Raw genomic sequence first — 16,522 nt, forward strand, 5'->3', positions numbered from 1 at the left:
TTAACTGAGTACTGGTTAACTGCGGCACTGGGCAAAAATATCCAGATCACTTTGATAAACCTGAGTTTTCACATCCATGATGCCAAGCATAGAGTGGAACAGGTTATCGTGAGAAAACGCGCCGTGTGTTGCTTCATTGGCTAAGCATTTTCTGTCTAACCCTTTTTCTTTGGCAAAACCGTTGGATGCCCAAAAAAGCATCGGCACTTTGGTTTGGTTTTCTGGCGCGAGCGCATACGGCATACCATGCAGAAAGAGCCCATCTTCGCCCAAGGATTCACCGTGGTCAGAGACATAAATCAGCGCGGTGTTAAACTGATTTTGCAGCGCTTTTAACTGTTCAATGGTCTGCGCAATCACGTAGTCGGTATACAAGATGGTGTTGTCGTAACTGTTAACGATCTGCTCGACGCTGCAGTTTTCGATGTCAGCACGCGGGCAATCTGGCTGAAACGCGGCCTGTTGCTCCGGGTAACGTCGGAAATAGGTCGGCCCATGGCTGCCCATGCCATGCAAAAACACCACTCGGTTTCCTTGCATGCCGTCAACTCGTTGTGAGAAGTCTTCCAACATCGCCATGTCGTAACAGGTATTGCCATCGCAGAAGGCATTTTTTGCGTTGCGATCCACCACCGTTTTTTGGATGTTGTGCGCTACGCCTTTGTCACCTCCGTCATTTTCAAGCCACAATTGGTCAACGTTGGCGCGTTTAAGAATGTCGATAACGTTATCTTGATTATCCGCCACGCTCTTCGAATAGTTCCCGTGTTTCATTACAGAAAACATGCAAGGCACCGATACCGCCGTTGCGGTTCCACACGACGAGACTTGGCTAAATGAGATCACATCAAGATCTTTGGTGTAAGCGTTGGTTGCTCTGGGGTAACCGTTCAACTCAAAGTTGTTTGAGCGCGCAGTTTCGCCAAGAATGAACACCATCAGCGTCGGCTTTGTTTTCGCTTGTTGTAACGCTTGTGACGACTGCTGCGCATCCTCGCCCAAGACTTGGTATGCCATGGGCTGATAAAAGTACGTGCGGTGAACATACTTACCGATGCTGTACACCAATTGAGTGGGAATGATCTCTTGACGAAGATAAGGGTTGTTACGCCCAACGGACGCGTAATCTTGGTAGTAAAGCCCTGCAATTGCGACAATCACCGCCAGAGAAATCACCATCGAGACAAGCTTGCGGCCAATAAATCGCAGCCATGAGCCGCTTGAGCGAATCGGCGTCACCGCCAGTAGCACAGCGGGTAACACCCCCATTAAACCAATCCACAGCACAGAATAGCCACTGAGGTACGCGCTCGCCTCGGCAGAGTCCGTCTCGAGAATGTTGGCGATCATATCGGAGTCAAACAAGGTGCCGTAGTTAAAACCCGCATAGCTCGCTGCGGCAGAAACCAGCAGCAACACAGCAAAAAAGGGCTTAGTGAACCAAGGCCAGCTAAACAGATTAAACAGCAAATTAAACGCCGCGAGAAAGAACAGCGGGATCGAAATGACAAAGCCAATCTTAACGGTATCTAAGCTACTTAAGATCGAATGCAACGTGGCGTAGATCGGGATGTTAACCAAAAACGCAAAGTAGCTCGCCAACATCAATGTGATGCCAACATACGAGAAATGGGTATTTTTTAAAATTCGCTGCATAACATAACCAATTGAAAAATGAAAATTGGTGCAGTTTTCCTTTAAAAGTGAGGAACTGCTTCAACAAGGCGAATCATATCGAGCGAAACTTAAGATTGGCTTAAGAAACCCAATCATCCATCGATAAACGATGTGGTTTGCTAAACTGGCGTTCTGTGGAGGTACTTAGCGACACGACTTCGGCGTCAAGTAGAGCGGGGATCATCGCCAACCACACTGCTTACAAACTAGACAGCTGTAATGTGCTGAAACACACTTCAAGTGAAAGTCAGTTGCAATGGAATAGCGAGGTTATATAGTTATCAATATTGAAAATCTGGCGCTTGACGCTTTTCATCAATATGGAGTTTAGATATGAAAAACGACGTAATGCTTTTTTTGGAACGCAATCCGATGCGTTCTTTTGAAACTGAAGAAATCTACTTGAACCGAATCGTTGAAGTGGCTGTGAGTGAGAGCTTGGACCTTGCTGACTTCTTCCTAGTTCTCAACAACAAATACCCACAGCGCTGGAAACAGCTTGAGGAATTGAGCAATAAATTCTCTGGCGAAGCGTAAACACGAGCAAGCACCAAACGCTGACCAAGGATTATCCCACTCGATCCTTGGTGTCATTTGACTTGGTGAACTGCAACAACGAGGTATTGGTGATTATCCCGATAAAGACGCTTTCTATTGCCATCGCTTTTCATTGCAATAGCTGAGCAACTCAAGTGAGGTAAAGACCAATACCGACTTTAGCTAAACGCGATATTTGCGTTTCATTCTTAGCGCGACATTGACCAACGCAATCAACACAGGCACCTCGACCAAAGGCCCGATCACGCCAGCAAACGCTTGGTCTGAATTGAGTCCAAACACCGCAATGGAAACGGCGATCGCAAGCTCGAAATTATTGCCTGATGAAGTAAAAGCGATAGAGGCATTTTGATCGTAAGGCAGCCCTAAGCGCTTGCCGATGTAAAAGCTGGCAAAAAACATCACCATAAAGTAAATCACCAGCGGGACAGCGATTTGAAACACATCCATCGGCAACTCGATGATCATGTCACCTTTGAGGCTGAACATCAGCACGATGGTGGCGAGCAGCGCAACTAATGTGATGGGCGAAACACGTGAGATAAACACCTCGTTGTACCACTGCTCACCTTTGGCAGCGACCAGCCATTTTCGGCTTAAAAAGCCCGCTAAGAATGGAATACCAAGGTAGATCAAAACGCTTTGTGCGATGTCGAGAATCGTCACATCGACCACCACGCTTTCCAAGCCAAAATAGGGCGGAAGCACCGTGATAAACAACCACGCCATAAAGCTGTAGGTAAAAATTTGAAAAGCGCTGTTCAACGCCACCAACGTGGCACCGTACTCTTTATTGCCGCCGCTGATGTCATTCCAAACCAGCACCATTGCAATGCAGCGCGCCAAGCCAATTAAAATAAGCCCGACCATATACCCCGGTTGATCACGCAGGAAAATGATCGCCAAAGCGAACATCAAAATTGGCCCGACGATCCAGTTCATCACCAGCGACAAGGTGATGGCGCGTTTATCGCGAGTCACTTCACCCAGTAGGCTATAGTTGACCTTAGCCAGTGGCGGATACATCATTAAAATCAACCCAATAGCCAACGGAATATTGGTCGAGCCCACCGAAAGCGCTTCATTCCACTGCGCGACTTGAGGGAACAGCACACCAATGCCGACCCCAACCGCCATGGCGAGAAAAATCCATAACGTTAGGTATCGATCAAGAAAGCTCATCTTGTGATAAGCACTGCTCTCTTCACAACTGACGGTCTGGTTCATATCAACCTCTTTCAAATTTGTTCTGGATGCGCTTATTGGGCGCAATGACTCACATCGCTGCGGCAAGACTTGCCAAGGATGCTTTCTAGCTCTGATTCAATAAACGCAAGATTGTTTTCCAACGTGGTTTGCAGCACTTGCTTCATCCAAGGAGCAAGCTGAGGATGGATTTGGTAGTAGACCCATTTACCGCGGCGTTCATCCAACACCAGCTCCTGCTTACGTAGCTCAGCCAGATGGCGAGAGACTTTCGGCTGACTTAAATTCAGGGCTTCCATCAAATCACAAACACACAACTCCCCAAGCTTTTGCATTAAAAGCAGAGATTTAAGACGAGTTTCTTCCGAAAGTGCTTTATAGAGAAAAAGGGGATTAGACATAGCAAACACTCAATCGAAAATATGCGGAAAATCATATATATGAAAAAACATATGTCAAGTCTTAGCCTGTCATAAGGAAAGAGTAAGCAGAGGTATGGTAGTGCGCAAAAGGCCAGGCCAATGCACACAACCTTTCTCAATGATTCAAAAAACCACCAGTCGTGACCCATAGTTCAAGCAGGTGGTTTTCACAGAATGCGTCGTTGGAGCAGAACAACTCACGTTTACTCTTCGCTTTTCTCCAACTCTTTTAGCTCTTTTTCGATATTCTCTTCTTCCATTTCAAGCTTTTCGCGCTGATCTTTTAACGCTTGCTTTTTCTCTTTGAGCGCTTGTTTACGCGCTTCTTTCTCCTGCTTATTCATCTCCTTCATCGCTTTTTGTTCTTCTTTTTTGCCTTTTTCTTTGGCGGCTTTTTTCTGTTCTTTTTCCAGTTTTTTCAAACACTCTTTGTCTTTCTTGTCACAGTGTTTTTGCATCATTTCTTCGGCATGTTGCTCCACCGCTTCTTTGCTGGGTTTGCCTTCCCCCGCCCAGTTCGGTTTTTCAGCCAACGCCAGTGGTGAAGTTGCCAGCCCAATAACCAGAGAAATCAATAATGCTTTCATAGTGAGTACTTCCTTTGTCGACACGATGAGAAAAGCGTAGGAGAGGCGATGGGAAATAAACAGTATCAATGTTGAAATCTGTGGCACAAAATCACAGCCAAATAAAAACCCCGTGGTCATGGGATACCACGGGGTTTGGATTTAACGCCTTACTAAGCGGTCAAAGATTTAGGCTGCAAGCTTTTCAAGCACACGCATCAGCATGCGAATGCGCGGTTCAATCGAGGCCAGCACAAGGTACTCTTGATCACTGTGGAAACCCGCGCCGATTGGGCCCAAACCATCAAGAGTAGGCACACCCAAAATCGCCGTGTTGTTCGCATCAGAGCCACCGCCCACCGCGTGCCAGTTCAGATCAATCGACAGCTCTTGCGCTGCGCTTTCCACTAATTGCATCAGGCCTTCGGTCTGCTCGCTTGGCACCATAGACGGTTTGTACGCCTCACGCTCGATGGTCACGCTTACGCCGTCCACAAATGGCGTTTGTGCCATGGCATTGAGCTTGGTGTCTACGTCATCGTATTCTGCGTTGTTCCAGAAACGCACGTCCACCACCGCTTGCGCGTGTTCCGGCACAATGTTGGCACCCGCACCACCAGACACCACACCCACGTTTAAGGTGGTACCTGATTCAAAGTTGGTCATCGCATTGATTGCCATGATCCACTGTGCCATTTCAGTGATCGCGCTGCGACCTTTTTCTGGATCGTTACCCGCGTGCGCCGCAATGCCTTTGAAGTTGATCTTGTAACCCGCCATGCCTTTACGCGCTTTCACTAAGCCACCATCGGCGCGAGCGGCTTCGGCCACCAGCACGTTTTTGGCCAGTTTGGCGACCGATTGAATCCATTCAACCGAATCGCCAGAGCCTGTTTCTTCGTCTGGATTCATGCAGATGCAAATAGAAAGCTTGTCCAGCACTGCTTGGTCCAAATTGCGCATCGCGTATACGATGTTGAGCAAGCCAGATTTCATGTCCGACACGCCTGGGCCGTACGCTTTCTCAGCGTCTAGCGACATCGGGCGTGCCGCTGCCGTACCGACCGGGAACACGGTATCCATGTGACCAATCATCATCACATCGATGTGCGCAGCATCCGGTTGATTGCGAATTTCAAGACCGACACCCGCTTTACCGCAATCGACACGCTTGATCTGCCAGCCGTTCATCGCTTGAAACTTTTGCTCAAACTGGCTGGCAATATATTCGATGCCTTCTAGCGTGTAGGTACCGCAATCAACGTTGATCAGCGGCTTTAGTTCTTCCAGATAATGCTCGAGAGAAAATTGCATATCTTACTCCTAGACAAACAGGTTCATCACCAGCATGGCGCCAAAGGCGTTCAATACTGAAATTGCGATCATCACTGGAATGTAGCGGCCTTCGGTGCCGATAGGACCCAAGATACGGCCAACGTACTGAACTTGTGAGCCCATTAGGTAGATCGCTGGCGCCAAAATCGCGATGTGAGTGCCGTTAAGGATGCCTTGGTCAAACAAGCTGATCACCACACCCACTGCACCACCCATCGACATCCACGCACCGATCAATACCGCTGCTGCTTCACCCGGCAAACCAAACACCGCCATCACGGGTGAAAATACGCTGCCCATCAAATCAAGTGTGCCTGTGATTTGCAGCGCTTTGATGATCACAAACGCCATCAGAACGTTAGGAACGGTCGAGGTGGTGGCAATAACCCAGCCTTTTTTCGCGCCTTCAACAAAAATGTCGGTCACAATCGGCTTCTTTGCTTTTACTTCACTCATTTTGCTGCCTCTTCTTTTAGCGTTTGTGGTTTGTCTTGATCCGCGTTGTCTTGTTTGTCTTCTTTACCTTCCGTTAGGTTTAGGTAGATGCGGAACAAGTTCGCGCCGACGATTTTGAAGACGAACATCACAGCAACCGCGAGGCCGATAGATGACGTTACCGCTGGTGAACCGTCCGCCATCGTGAGGGTGAAAAGCACTGCGCCAGAAGAGAAGAAGTTAACGATGGTGGCACCGGCAGTGAACTGGAACATAGTGAACACGTCCGTTTCGCGCTTGGTCAGGTGGCCTTCGTCTTTCAACTGACGCGTCATCGCCGCACCCGCATCGGTACTTTGCAGCGAGGCGATCAATGCAAGACCCGTGTTACCTGGGATGTTCATCAGTGGGCGTAGTAGTGGCGTTAGCAATTTGCGTGCTGCATCCAATGCGCCGTAGTGCTCAAGCACGTTGATCATACCCAAAGCGAACATCACCGTTGGAATTAAGGTCAATGCGAAGATGAAGCCATCACGCGCACCGCTACCGCCCGTACCACGGAAAGAGGTGGTCATGGCTTGTACGCCATCGGCCGTTTCGTTCACGCCGTACGCCACTTTACCGAACGCACCGTTTAGCGTCGTAAAGTCAAAAACGCCATACCACTGATTCGATTGCAGTAGGCCCGAGAAGAACACAACGGCAAACGCGAGAGCAATGTAGCTCCCAATCGTTACCTTGCGTTCTGTTTGAACAGGAGTTGTCATAAATTCACCTATGGTTGTGGAACTGAACGCATAGGATCTTGAACGTAGAAGATGGGTTACATACTGATCAGGGTCAACCCCCGCGCCAAACGATTAAATAAGCCACTATTGAAATATTATTTTTTGATAACCATCACAATTAACATATTATATTAATTAATAACACAAATTAGGTTTTTTAATCCATTCACGACCAAGCAAATTAGAAACCAAATCCCTCACATTTCATAACAGTGTGCTAGCAATTTTTATGGCTCTTTTGCGGCAAACGTCGCTTTTCTTTCGCGAGATAAAAGAGATTTGCGGCGATCATCGAACTTTCACCGTTTGAACGACCCTTTTGCCATTGCTCAAACGCCGTCTTTCTCTCCTATACTCAAACGGAATTTATCCATCAAGGAGATAAACATGTACGGATTTAGCACTCAGTTTGCTGGCAGCTATGAACAAGCGATCGAAAAAGTAACGCAAGAACTCGCCAAAGAAGGCTTTGGTATTTTGACCGAAATTGACGTCAAAGCGACCTTAAAGAAAAAGATCGATGTGGATAGAAAACCTTATGTGATTCTCGGCGCTTGCAACCCTCACTTGGCCAATCAAGCGATCACCGCCGAGCCAGACATTGGCTTATTGCTGCCGTGCAATGTGGTGGTGCGGGTGGAAGAAGATGACAGCGTGACGGTGGCGTTTATGGATCCGTCTGCGGTGCTCAGCATGGTGGATCAGCCCGGTATCGAAGGGCTAGCAGGGCAAGTGAAAGAGAAACTGATGCGCGTTTGCGATGGGCTAAAACAGTGATGCGACACTCACGCCTCTAACTCTGTATTGCTCAACCAGCATGCCTAGCGTTATGTTCGCCACCACTCTGGGTGGCGAACATTGAGGACAAGGTGCTTTTCGTCGCTATTGAGCGGCGTGACCGACAAACGCCACAACCACTTTGTCATCCCCTAAAGTTCGGGAGAAAACGTACGCGCCAGTTTGTTCAATCTCCTGATGCACACCAGCGCCAACCGCGGGATGCGCTCGGCGGAACTGGCCCAGTTTCTGCCAATGACTGAGCAATGTTTGCTGCTCTGCGCTCAATTGCCATACCATGTCCGAGCGAGTGCCTTGATGGAAATCATCCGCGTATGGGCCAATATTGCGCCCTACTTCATCGCCATAGTAAATCTGCACCGCACCAGGGCTGAGCAGTAATGCGTTTGCGGCGTTGCGCTGCACGGCATAGTCTTTAAATCGGCTAAAGAACAGCTCAGTATCGTGCGAAGACATGTAGCTCACTGGGTTAAAATCACTCTGCTGCGCGATGGTGTTGGCGTAATCGCGATAGGTATCGGCCATTTGGCTAAAACAGGCTGCGCCTTTATCGAGTTTCTTTTGCATATCAAAGTTGATCAGCGCATCAAAACCGTCGTCAAAATAAGGGCTGCGGTAGGCAGAATGGCCCCACACTTCCCCCATCATCCAAAATGGCGCACCCGATTGGCCATTGGCTTTGCGCCACGCATCGAGGCTTTTCGTCGCTTCTTGTTTCAGGCGCTTCCACACTTCGCCTTCAACGTGTTTGACCGTATCTACCCGATAGCCATCAATACCAAAGCGTTTCACCCAATCGGTTTGCCACTCAATCAAATAGTCGCTGACGGTGTAGTTATCGCGTGCCACCACGCGCGTGCCAGGGTTATCTAACAACCACTGTGGTGGCGTCACCGCTTGGGTCGACTCGGTGCGAAAATCAGGCAACCCAGCGAGAGACAAAGTCATGTCGCTGCTGCCCGGTTTTTGGTAACCCGGAAGCCCAGTGCGCACCCAATCTGCCCCCCACCACTGTGACCAGTTTTGGCTTTGATAGTCGATCGCAGAGTGATAGCTATGCCAGTTTTCACCCGATGTTGGCTGCCAGTTGGCCCATTTTTCTGGCAAGTTCGCTTCTTTTGTCGTCACTTGCATGCCATCAAATTGCAGATCCGCCAGTGTTGAATACCCGGAATGGTTGATCACTGCATCGAGCAAAACTTTGATGCCGCGTTTATGCGCCTCTTCCACCAGCGTTTTCAAATCTTCATCGCGGCCAAAGTTCTCATCGATCTTGGTAAAATCACGCGTCCAATAGCCGTGATAGGCATAAAATGGGAAAGAACCGCTGTCGCCACCACCAACAAAACCGTGCACTTGTTCCACGATAGGCGACAACCAAATCGCATCGGTGCCGAGACGTTGAATGTAGTCGAGTTTTTCAATCACCCCTTTAAGATCGCCCCCGTGGAAGGTGCCGATTTCCTCTTTACCGTCCTTCTGGCGACCATAGCTTTGGTCATTGCTGGTGTCGCCATTGTTAAAGCGATCCACCATCACGAAGTAAATATTGGCGTTGCGGTAATCGAAAGGGCGCGCTTTTTTGTTTTGTTTAACCGGTTCCAGCAGCACCAAACCGCCAGATTGCGCTGATGGCGTTAAGCTCACTTTGCCTTTTTTCACGCTCACCACTTGGCCACTGTAGGCGTCACGCAGTGAGGTGCCGTCTTTGAAGCTGTCGCCCAGTTCAATCGTCACTTCACCGCCTTGGTAAACTTCACAAGTCACCTGCGGCAATGGGCGTTTGAATTCGGTTTTAGCGACCTTTTTCGGCTCACGTTTGAATGTCAGCGTGTTGGCGTTCGGGTCCAGTTCAAAGCTGTAGTCACCCGTAAAGCGGATTTTTAGCGGAAGTTCGGTCACTTTGCCACAATTCAACGCAATGGGTTGATTGAACTTAATCACCTGCGCATCCGGCGCTTGGCAATCGCCTTCCAGCCCGGTGATTTTCAGTTGATAGCTCTCTTTGACCAGCGGCACCACTAATGGCTGCTCGGCACTGAGCGGAAAATCTCGGCTGTTGGTGGTGGTTGAAATGGTTAGATTCGGCTCGGCAATCGCCGCTGTCGAGCTGAGAAGCAGAGTTAGGGTTATGGCGTTCAGTTTCATCGTTCAGTCCGTTGTTCACGCCTTCCCCTCTCAAATCGCAACAGATGCTTAAAACAATAGATGCTTAAAAGGGTAGACGTTTGATCGTTTTTATCACGCTCAGAATAAAACGACGGAATAACAAACACATCCTTCTCACCCCCTACGCCCTAAAACTTTGCCGAGGTCACAAATTCGCCGCTAGGGGCGTAGAAAAAGCCGGATGAATCGCTTCATCCGGCTTTGTTTTTATTGCCATTGACGTTGTGTGATTAGTGCTTAAGTTCAGCAGGGACGTCAGCAATGTAAATCGCGGGAACCCCTTCGAAGTCACTGGTGAAAAGCACCCCTTCATCGTTAGGTGTGAATGAAGGGTGTGGATGGGTAATTTGGCGGTCACCATCCAGCACTTTCCAAGACGAGCTGTGTTTTGCCAGCTTCGCGTAGGTTTTCTTGTTGGTGTTGAGCACATATAGGAACGGGTCGTTCTCGATGCTGTAGCCACTAGCATCGGCGACATCGACTGGTGCATCGCAGCCATCGCCGACCATCAGAGAACCATCGAAGTTACTCATCAGGTGCGAGCAAGGTGGCATCACCATCACTTCTTCATTCTCTAATGTGTCTGGGTTGGCTTTGTAGATCACACGCTCTGTTTGCCCCTTGAAGTAAGACACATAAGCCATTGCGCTGCCATCAGGGATCCAGAATTCATGCGTGCACGATTCGCCCGGCGCATGCGATTTGATCTTGCGAAGGTTCGAGCCATCTTCGTTCACCAGCCACATGCGCGCATCGACTAAATCGTGCGGACCTTCGTGACAAAAACCCACAGTGCTATCGTCAAATGGACGGTAAATAGGGTGACCAAGCCACGCGTTCTCTTGGTGGATCACCTCCAATTCACCGCTTTCTATATCCACTTTGATCAAACGGCACCTTGGGTTGGTGTGATAAAACTCGGCGAATTTCTCCCACGACGTAAGTGGTTGCCAATCACGTTTAAGAATTTCAATGCCCACCAATTTGGTGCACTCTGAGTTCGCCACCCAAGTGCCATACCCTTTCCACTCTTCGTCTACGGTATAAATGACACTCTCTTCAAGGGTTTCGAGATCCACTTTCATTAGGTTCAGTTCATTTTTCACGTAGAAGAACGATTTATCATCGCTAGAAATGAAACCACCAAAGGTATTATCCCCTTTACCTTCTGTCAGTTGGACTGCTTGCTGAGTATTGAGATCCAGCAGGTAATAGTTGCGATTTCCATCAAAATCACCTGCAAAAAGAAGCTTTTGTCCATCCTGAGTAAAGCACTTCTGGTAAAAGTAATTGCGGTGACAGATAACATCCGTTGGTGTTAAACGGGTTACTTTCACCTGCGTATCACTGTCTACGAAGGTTTCGAAGTTAAGAGTGATAATTTTGCCTTTAGCCATAACATATCTCCGCTAAACCGCTGCCAGCGTTGGCTGGCAGCGTAAATCAAATTTTTATTGAATAATTATTGTGAACTGCTGGTTGCTAGCTTGGTTGAGCGCTCATCGACTTTAGCGCTCTTCTTCAAGCCATAGCCCACAGCAAAGATAGCAGCGGCACACGCTAAGAAGAGTAGACGGCCCCAAAGTGGGTTTGGAATCAACACCATCAGCGTTAAACCACCAGCCATGTAAGTCACGAGCGTACCCAATTTTGCACGTTGCATACGGTCTACGATGTCTTGACCTTCTTCCGCCACACATTCTGTATCAACGTCTTTGAAGAACTCTTCCGTTGCCGCTTTGTTGGTGTCTTTCGCTTCGTTGTAGAACAAGGTGGTCAGACAGAAGAAGCCAGCGGTGAAGAATAGGTGAGCCGCAATGGTGATCATGGTGCGCAACTCGCCCGCTTCACGACGGGTGATTTCTTCCACGCCAAACCAGCTCATCACGTATTCTGGAGTGAAGATTTTCACCACAGACCAAGAGACCAACATGCCGAAAACAACCGTTGCCCAAGGTGCCCATTTTGGCGTTCTGCGAATCACGATACCAAGGAACAGAGGCACTAGAATTGGCGATTGCAGCAGTGTCGCAACTTGCATCATTAGGTCAAACAGGCTTAGGTGCTTCAGTGAGTTGAAGAACTGAGCCATCAAGATAACTAAGATACCGTTAACCAGACAGGCAATCTGACCAGCACGTAGCAATTCTTTATCGTCGGCTTTGCCTTTACGTACGATGTTTGAGTAGAAACTGCGAACAAAGATGCCTGAGTTACGGTTGAGCGCAGAATCCATTGAAGACATGGTCGCAGCGAATAGACCTGCCATCAGCAGGCCAACGGTACCAAGAGGCATGGTTTCGCGTGCAAACACAAGGTAAACCGCGTCGCTCGCTTTCGCGCCTAGAGAGGCGTATTGCGTGGCGGCATCTGGGTAAAGAATCGCCGACGCCCATGGTGGGATGAACCAAATAATGGCACCGAACACCATCATAACCAGCGCCATGACTGCCGCTTTGCTTGCGTTCTTAGAGTCTTTTGCGTTTAGGAAACGGTAAGACTCCTGCATGTTGTTGATACTTTGTAGCTGCTTAACGATGAAGAAGATAAACGTACACACAAGAAGCAGTGGGTAGTTCATATCAGGGCCCATGATGAAGCCACCCGGGAAGTTCTCCACGATTTCACCCGGACCACCGACCACATACAGTGCCACCGCCGCACACGCGATAGAGATCACCGCCACAACCAGTGTTTGAATGAAGTCCGACGCCACAACGCCCCATGCACCACTCAGTAATGAGATAGCCAATACCGCAATACCCGTCACCCAAATGGTGGTCACGATGTCGGCATTAAATACGGCAGAAGCAAACACGCCCAGACCGTTTAGCCACACACCTGCGTTGATCACACTCAGTGGGATGATCACCCAAGTGAAAAACTGCTCGTTGGTATTACCAAAACGGCGTTTAACCCCTTCTGTTGGTGTATCCACGCGCATTTGGCGGAAACGGCGAGCGAAGTAGAAGTAAGCAAAGATGTACGCCACCATGTTACCGATAAACACGGCCAATACCGCGAAACCGTCGTTGAACGCTTTACCCGCAGCGCCGGTAAATGTCCAAGCTGAAAACTGTGTCATAAACGCTGTGGCACCCACCATCCACCACAACATTTTACCGCCCCCGCGGAAGTAATCACTGGTACTGTTACTTGCCATTTTTTTAAACAGCAGACTGATTGCTACCATCAGAGCAAAGTAGCCTGCAATTACTAAGTAATCGTATTCCATAATAGGACCTCGAAACGATGTTTTAATTTAAGTAAATTCTAATATCAAAATACAAAACGTACTGCGATTAAAATCAAAACAACGGTTCATTTTTAAATTTATTCACTAGTTTGTGATTGCGATCACTTACAAAACGATTGCCGATTACTTTGAGTATTGACCAAAAATCGAACCACGCCGAGTAGAGCGAAAAAACACCGAAAGAGTGTCAGCAGCAAGTGTGAAAAGGTAAATCTGAGACCGTTGTCATTAGAAAAGGCAAGGCTCTCTCGAGCCTTGCAAGAGCGTTACTGTTGAACCAGCTGTTTGAGCGCTAACGCTTCCTTGAGACCCGGTACCGGTTGCTGTTCATCGATGACCGATGCCTGCTTTAGCGGTTGCAGTGACTTAAGATCAATCGCTTTGCCATCGCTGCCCAGCGTACGACCATCGACAATAAACTGGTTGTCCGACGCATGGGCGCTGTGGATCACATCGTCATACTGGCTGCTCACTTGGAAACGGTACGAACGGTTTTCAATGAAGGAGCCCTGCTCGATATCGCCCGCATAAGGGCTTTGGCGGAACAAGTAGTTAAACCGTTTGTTGTCGATCGCCACGTTGTTGCTCAGCACCAGCGAGCCTGGGTTGAAGTTGTCGGTGAAACCATCCATGTTGTTGTTGAACGACAAGCTATTTTTCACCACGTGCGAAACTGGAATGCCTTCGCCACCGAGTTTGAAACCGTTACCGATGGTGCCGCCCTTGTTCGCCACGGCTAGCGTGCGGCCATTGTTAAAGGCAATAGAATCGATGATGGTCACCGCGCCGTTCGCGCCATCTTCCACTTTATTGAACAGATCCCAACCGTCGTCGATATTGTGATGAGAGAGACAACGAATGAAGGTATTACCATCACCGATACGCATTTTGGCCGCAAAGCCATCGGCGTTGATCTGCGATTCATCCATATTGTTGTAACTTTCGCTATCAATCACTGTGTTGTAGCTTGCCCACAACGCACGGCCAATGTTCTCTGGCGAAGTGATAACAAAACCGGTGTCTGGCGCACTGTGTGTGACCATTTTTTCAAAACGGTTATGGCTGCCGTGCACAAAAAACTGAGCACCGGCGACTTCAATGTTTTCGTAGTGCCAGTAGTTAGCGTTGTGCTGGTATTCCGACACAAAACGCACCTTGTCACCCGCTGCTTTCAACTGTTTTGGCAGTTCGGCGGTGCCACTTGCCGTGATGGGCAGAGTGATGCCTTGATAATCACCATCTTGAAGAATGATGGTACCGCCAGCGGGCAGTAAGTTAACCGCGGTGAGAAAATCGAATGGCTTCTCAGCGCTGCCATTGCCAGAGGCGGTACCGCTTGGCGAGACATACAACTGCAACGGATTTGGCAAGCTGACCCGTTTTACCTCGTAACGATGAAGTTGCTTATCTAAGGTTGGGCCTTCCAGCGCGGTAAACGCCAACTCAAGTTGGTTACTGTTGCTCGCCAACTCGATGGTATGAGAGAAGAGATCCCCCGCGTTGACCTGCTGCTTCGCGACAACCTTGCCATTGTGCTTAAGCTCGATGTTGCCTGTGTAGTTGGCTCTGGCTTGAACAGGGTAACGCGGAGTTGCCGAAAGCTCCGAAGAGGCTAATTGGAAAACCAAAGGTTCTTGTTTGGCTTGGTATTTCGGTGCATCAATGGTGTCCGCTGGCGACAATTGTAGGTCGACATTGCTGACGCTCATCTTGGCGTTACGCGAGGCAAAGAAGCCGATGTACTGACTTTCTGGATTTTGCATCTCAACAATATTGGCATTCGCGCCTTTCACCTCTTGCGTCTGCTCTTTGTCACCTTGGCGATAGCTGACTTTGAAGCCATCATTAGTGCGTGTCAGAGTCATGCGGAAAGTTTCAGCCGTACCATAAGGTACCCCTTCTGCATAATCGACACGGCTTAGTCGGTTACCCGCCGTCCCCCAAGGTTGATAAACCCCTTCACGGAACGACGCGTTAAAATTGGTCATGCCATCGTTGGTGCGGCTGTGCGAACGCAACAAGTTCATCACCATATTCGATGCCGATGGAAACTCCTCATGCCCTCCTGGCTGAGGGACCAAACGCTCAGCGCCCAAAATATCACGCACCATCAGGCCTGCGCCTTCTTGACGGTTTGGCGTCGCGCCCGTTTCTGGCCCTAACTGTTCTAAAACCACATCCGCGCTCAAAGTGAAATTGACATGGGTAGGGAGCTCTGTGTAATAGAATGTCAGTCCTTCATGGGAGTTGGCCAGTTTTCCGCCGCGGCTTTCAATCGTAAATTGAGAAGCCAGCTTACCCGCCTCGACAGCTTGACCGTTCACCGTCACCTGGTTAACGCCGACTTTCTCAGGCAGGATGGTTGAACCAAAATTCATATCGGTCGACTGACCAAAAGTGATCGCTTTCCAAGTTAAATCGGCGACATTGATCTCTGTTGCGTAGCTCGCGGGTGCAAGAATGGCGGCCAAGCAAAGGGCTAAAGTGTGCTTTTTCATACCATGTTCCTCTGCTTAGAAGTTGTATTTCATGCCGACGCGGAAACGTGGACGATAGCTATCGACTTCGTCAGTATCCTTCTTCGATGGGGTTGCACCGATCTCGCCAAAAGGACGCCAACCGCTGTCAAAGCCTTGGTATTCAAACGTGAAGTTCACTTCACTCACACCCGCATTGTCGTCTTTGTAAACCACCTCACCTTCTTGCTTCCAGGTGTAATCCACCGTTGCGCCCAATCCCCAGTTTTCGATGCCGCGGTAGCTCGCACCGAATGTCCAGCGGTTGTAATGAGAACTTTGGTCAACATTTGGACGCGTTTCATAGTGGTAACGATGACGGAATGAGGTCGACCAATCGTCATTCACTTTGTAACCCAAGGTTAAATTGAACTGGTTACCCATCTTGGTATCGTTAGATTCCCACTTGTATTGCGGTGTGAGCGTAAACGATTCGTTGATGCGGTAGAGATAGCTGATATTGGCTTGTTGGCCGTTGCCAGCAAACTCGCTGAATGGGTCTTGATTGTGCTCACCCGTTTCGTTGTTTGAACGCCACTTGGCTTCCACTTCAAAACCCACACCGTTCTTAAAACGATGGCTCACCGCGATACGGTCAGCGTGTTTTGCCCCCGCTTTATCACCATGGTCCGGTTGGAATTCATGACGAATATTGATAGAAGCAGCGCTGGCAGCGGTTGACGTTAACGTCAGGAGTAGTGCAGAGGTAAGGTATCTAATTTTCATTTTGAAACACCGTTTTGCTTTATATTAAATTTCGTTTTAATATATATACAGAACAGAATTTGGGAAGTGT

Annotated in this window: 14 protein-coding genes; 2 read left to right on the top strand and 12 right to left on the bottom strand. The window is 48.8% G+C overall.

The annotated features are described in order from the left end of the window. Positions 1 to 15: 15 nt before the first annotated feature. Positions 16 to 1,656, bottom strand: coding sequence for a phosphoethanolamine transferase (locus tag LZU85_RS14890; RefSeq protein ID WP_237287493.1), 1,641 nt, complete (start codon positions 1,654 to 1,656; stop codon positions 16 to 18). A gap of 354 nt (positions 1,657 to 2,010) precedes the next feature. Between LZU85_RS14890 and LZU85_RS14895 the strand changes: the two genes are divergently transcribed. Continuing rightward, complete coding sequence (locus tag LZU85_RS14895) at positions 2,011 to 2,214, top strand: hypothetical protein (protein WP_047111009.1); 204 nt, start codon at positions 2,011 to 2,013, stop codon at positions 2,212 to 2,214. Between the two features lie 183 nt (positions 2,215 to 2,397). On the opposite strand, the gene arsB is transcribed toward LZU85_RS14895, so the two are convergent. The 6 genes from arsB to LZU85_RS14925 all read right to left on the bottom strand — a co-directional run bounded on the left by arsB (position 2,398) and on the right by LZU85_RS14925 (position 6,966). Next, positions 2,398 to 3,462, bottom strand: a complete 1,065-nt coding sequence (gene arsB, locus LZU85_RS14900) for an ACR3 family arsenite efflux transporter (protein ID WP_237287495.1) — start codon at positions 3,460 to 3,462, stop codon at positions 2,398 to 2,400. A 32-nt stretch (positions 3,463 to 3,494) separates the two neighbouring features. Next, positions 3,495 to 3,842 carry a metalloregulator ArsR/SmtB family transcription factor gene (locus tag LZU85_RS14905; RefSeq protein WP_103193285.1) on the bottom strand — a complete coding sequence of 116 codons (348 nt, stop codon included), beginning with the start codon at positions 3,840 to 3,842 and terminating at the stop codon, positions 3,495 to 3,497. A 224-nt stretch (positions 3,843 to 4,066) separates the two neighbouring features. Then, complete coding sequence (locus tag LZU85_RS14910) at positions 4,067 to 4,450, bottom strand: hypothetical protein (protein ID WP_176299465.1); 384 nt, start codon at positions 4,448 to 4,450, stop codon at positions 4,067 to 4,069. Between the two features lie 168 nt (positions 4,451 to 4,618). Next, on the bottom strand, positions 4,619 to 5,743 hold the full coding sequence (locus LZU85_RS14915; protein WP_103193278.1) for a M20 family metallopeptidase: 1,125 nt from the start codon (positions 5,741 to 5,743) through the stop codon (positions 4,619 to 4,621). A 9-nt stretch (positions 5,744 to 5,752) separates the two neighbouring features. Then, complete coding sequence (locus LZU85_RS14920) at positions 5,753 to 6,220, bottom strand: YjiG family protein (RefSeq protein WP_011081810.1); 468 nt, start codon at positions 6,218 to 6,220, stop codon at positions 5,753 to 5,755. Next, positions 6,217 to 6,966 carry a nucleoside recognition domain-containing protein gene (locus tag LZU85_RS14925; protein ID WP_011081811.1) on the bottom strand — a complete coding sequence of 250 codons (750 nt, stop codon included), beginning with the start codon at positions 6,964 to 6,966 and terminating at the stop codon, positions 6,217 to 6,219. The genes LZU85_RS14920 and LZU85_RS14925 overlap by 4 nt, the downstream gene beginning before the upstream one ends. Positions 6,967 to 7,374: 408 nt before the next feature. On the opposite strand from LZU85_RS14925, the gene LZU85_RS14930 reads away from it, so the two are divergent. Next, on the top strand, positions 7,375 to 7,764 hold the full coding sequence (locus LZU85_RS14930; RefSeq protein WP_011081812.1) for a DUF302 domain-containing protein: 390 nt from the start codon (positions 7,375 to 7,377) through the stop codon (positions 7,762 to 7,764). Positions 7,765 to 7,869: 105 nt separating this feature from the next. On the opposite strand, the gene LZU85_RS14935 is transcribed toward LZU85_RS14930, so the two are convergent. The 5 genes from LZU85_RS14935 to LZU85_RS14955 all read right to left on the bottom strand — a co-directional run bounded on the left by LZU85_RS14935 (position 7,870) and on the right by LZU85_RS14955 (position 16,452). Next, positions 7,870 to 9,933, bottom strand: a complete 2,064-nt coding sequence (locus LZU85_RS14935; protein WP_237287497.1) for an alpha-amylase — start codon at positions 9,931 to 9,933, stop codon at positions 7,870 to 7,872. Between the two features lie 251 nt (positions 9,934 to 10,184). Then, positions 10,185 to 11,351 carry an oligogalacturonate lyase family protein gene (locus tag LZU85_RS14940; protein ID WP_237287499.1) on the bottom strand — a complete coding sequence of 389 codons (1,167 nt, stop codon included), beginning with the start codon at positions 11,349 to 11,351 and terminating at the stop codon, positions 10,185 to 10,187. Positions 11,352 to 11,416: 65 nt separating this feature from the next. Continuing rightward, positions 11,417 to 13,189 carry a sodium:solute symporter family protein gene (locus LZU85_RS14945; RefSeq protein ID WP_206625416.1) on the bottom strand — a complete coding sequence of 591 codons (1,773 nt, stop codon included), beginning with the start codon at positions 13,187 to 13,189 and terminating at the stop codon, positions 11,417 to 11,419. 287 nt (positions 13,190 to 13,476) lie between these two features. Next, positions 13,477 to 15,708: a right-handed parallel beta-helix repeat-containing protein gene (locus LZU85_RS14950; protein ID WP_237287501.1), complete on the bottom strand. Its 2,232-nt coding sequence runs from the start codon at positions 15,706 to 15,708 to the stop codon at positions 13,477 to 13,479. Between the two features lie 15 nt (positions 15,709 to 15,723). Further along, the gene (locus LZU85_RS14955; RefSeq protein ID WP_040111048.1) at positions 15,724 to 16,452 is read right to left on the bottom strand and encodes an oligogalacturonate-specific porin KdgM family protein; all 729 of its coding nucleotides are present in this window, start codon (positions 16,450 to 16,452) and stop codon (positions 15,724 to 15,726) included. Between the last annotated feature and the right edge of the window lie 70 nt (positions 16,453 to 16,522).

Source organism: Vibrio floridensis (assembly GCF_021852965.1).
GTDB lineage: Bacteria > Pseudomonadota > Gammaproteobacteria > Enterobacterales > Vibrionaceae > Vibrio > Vibrio floridensis.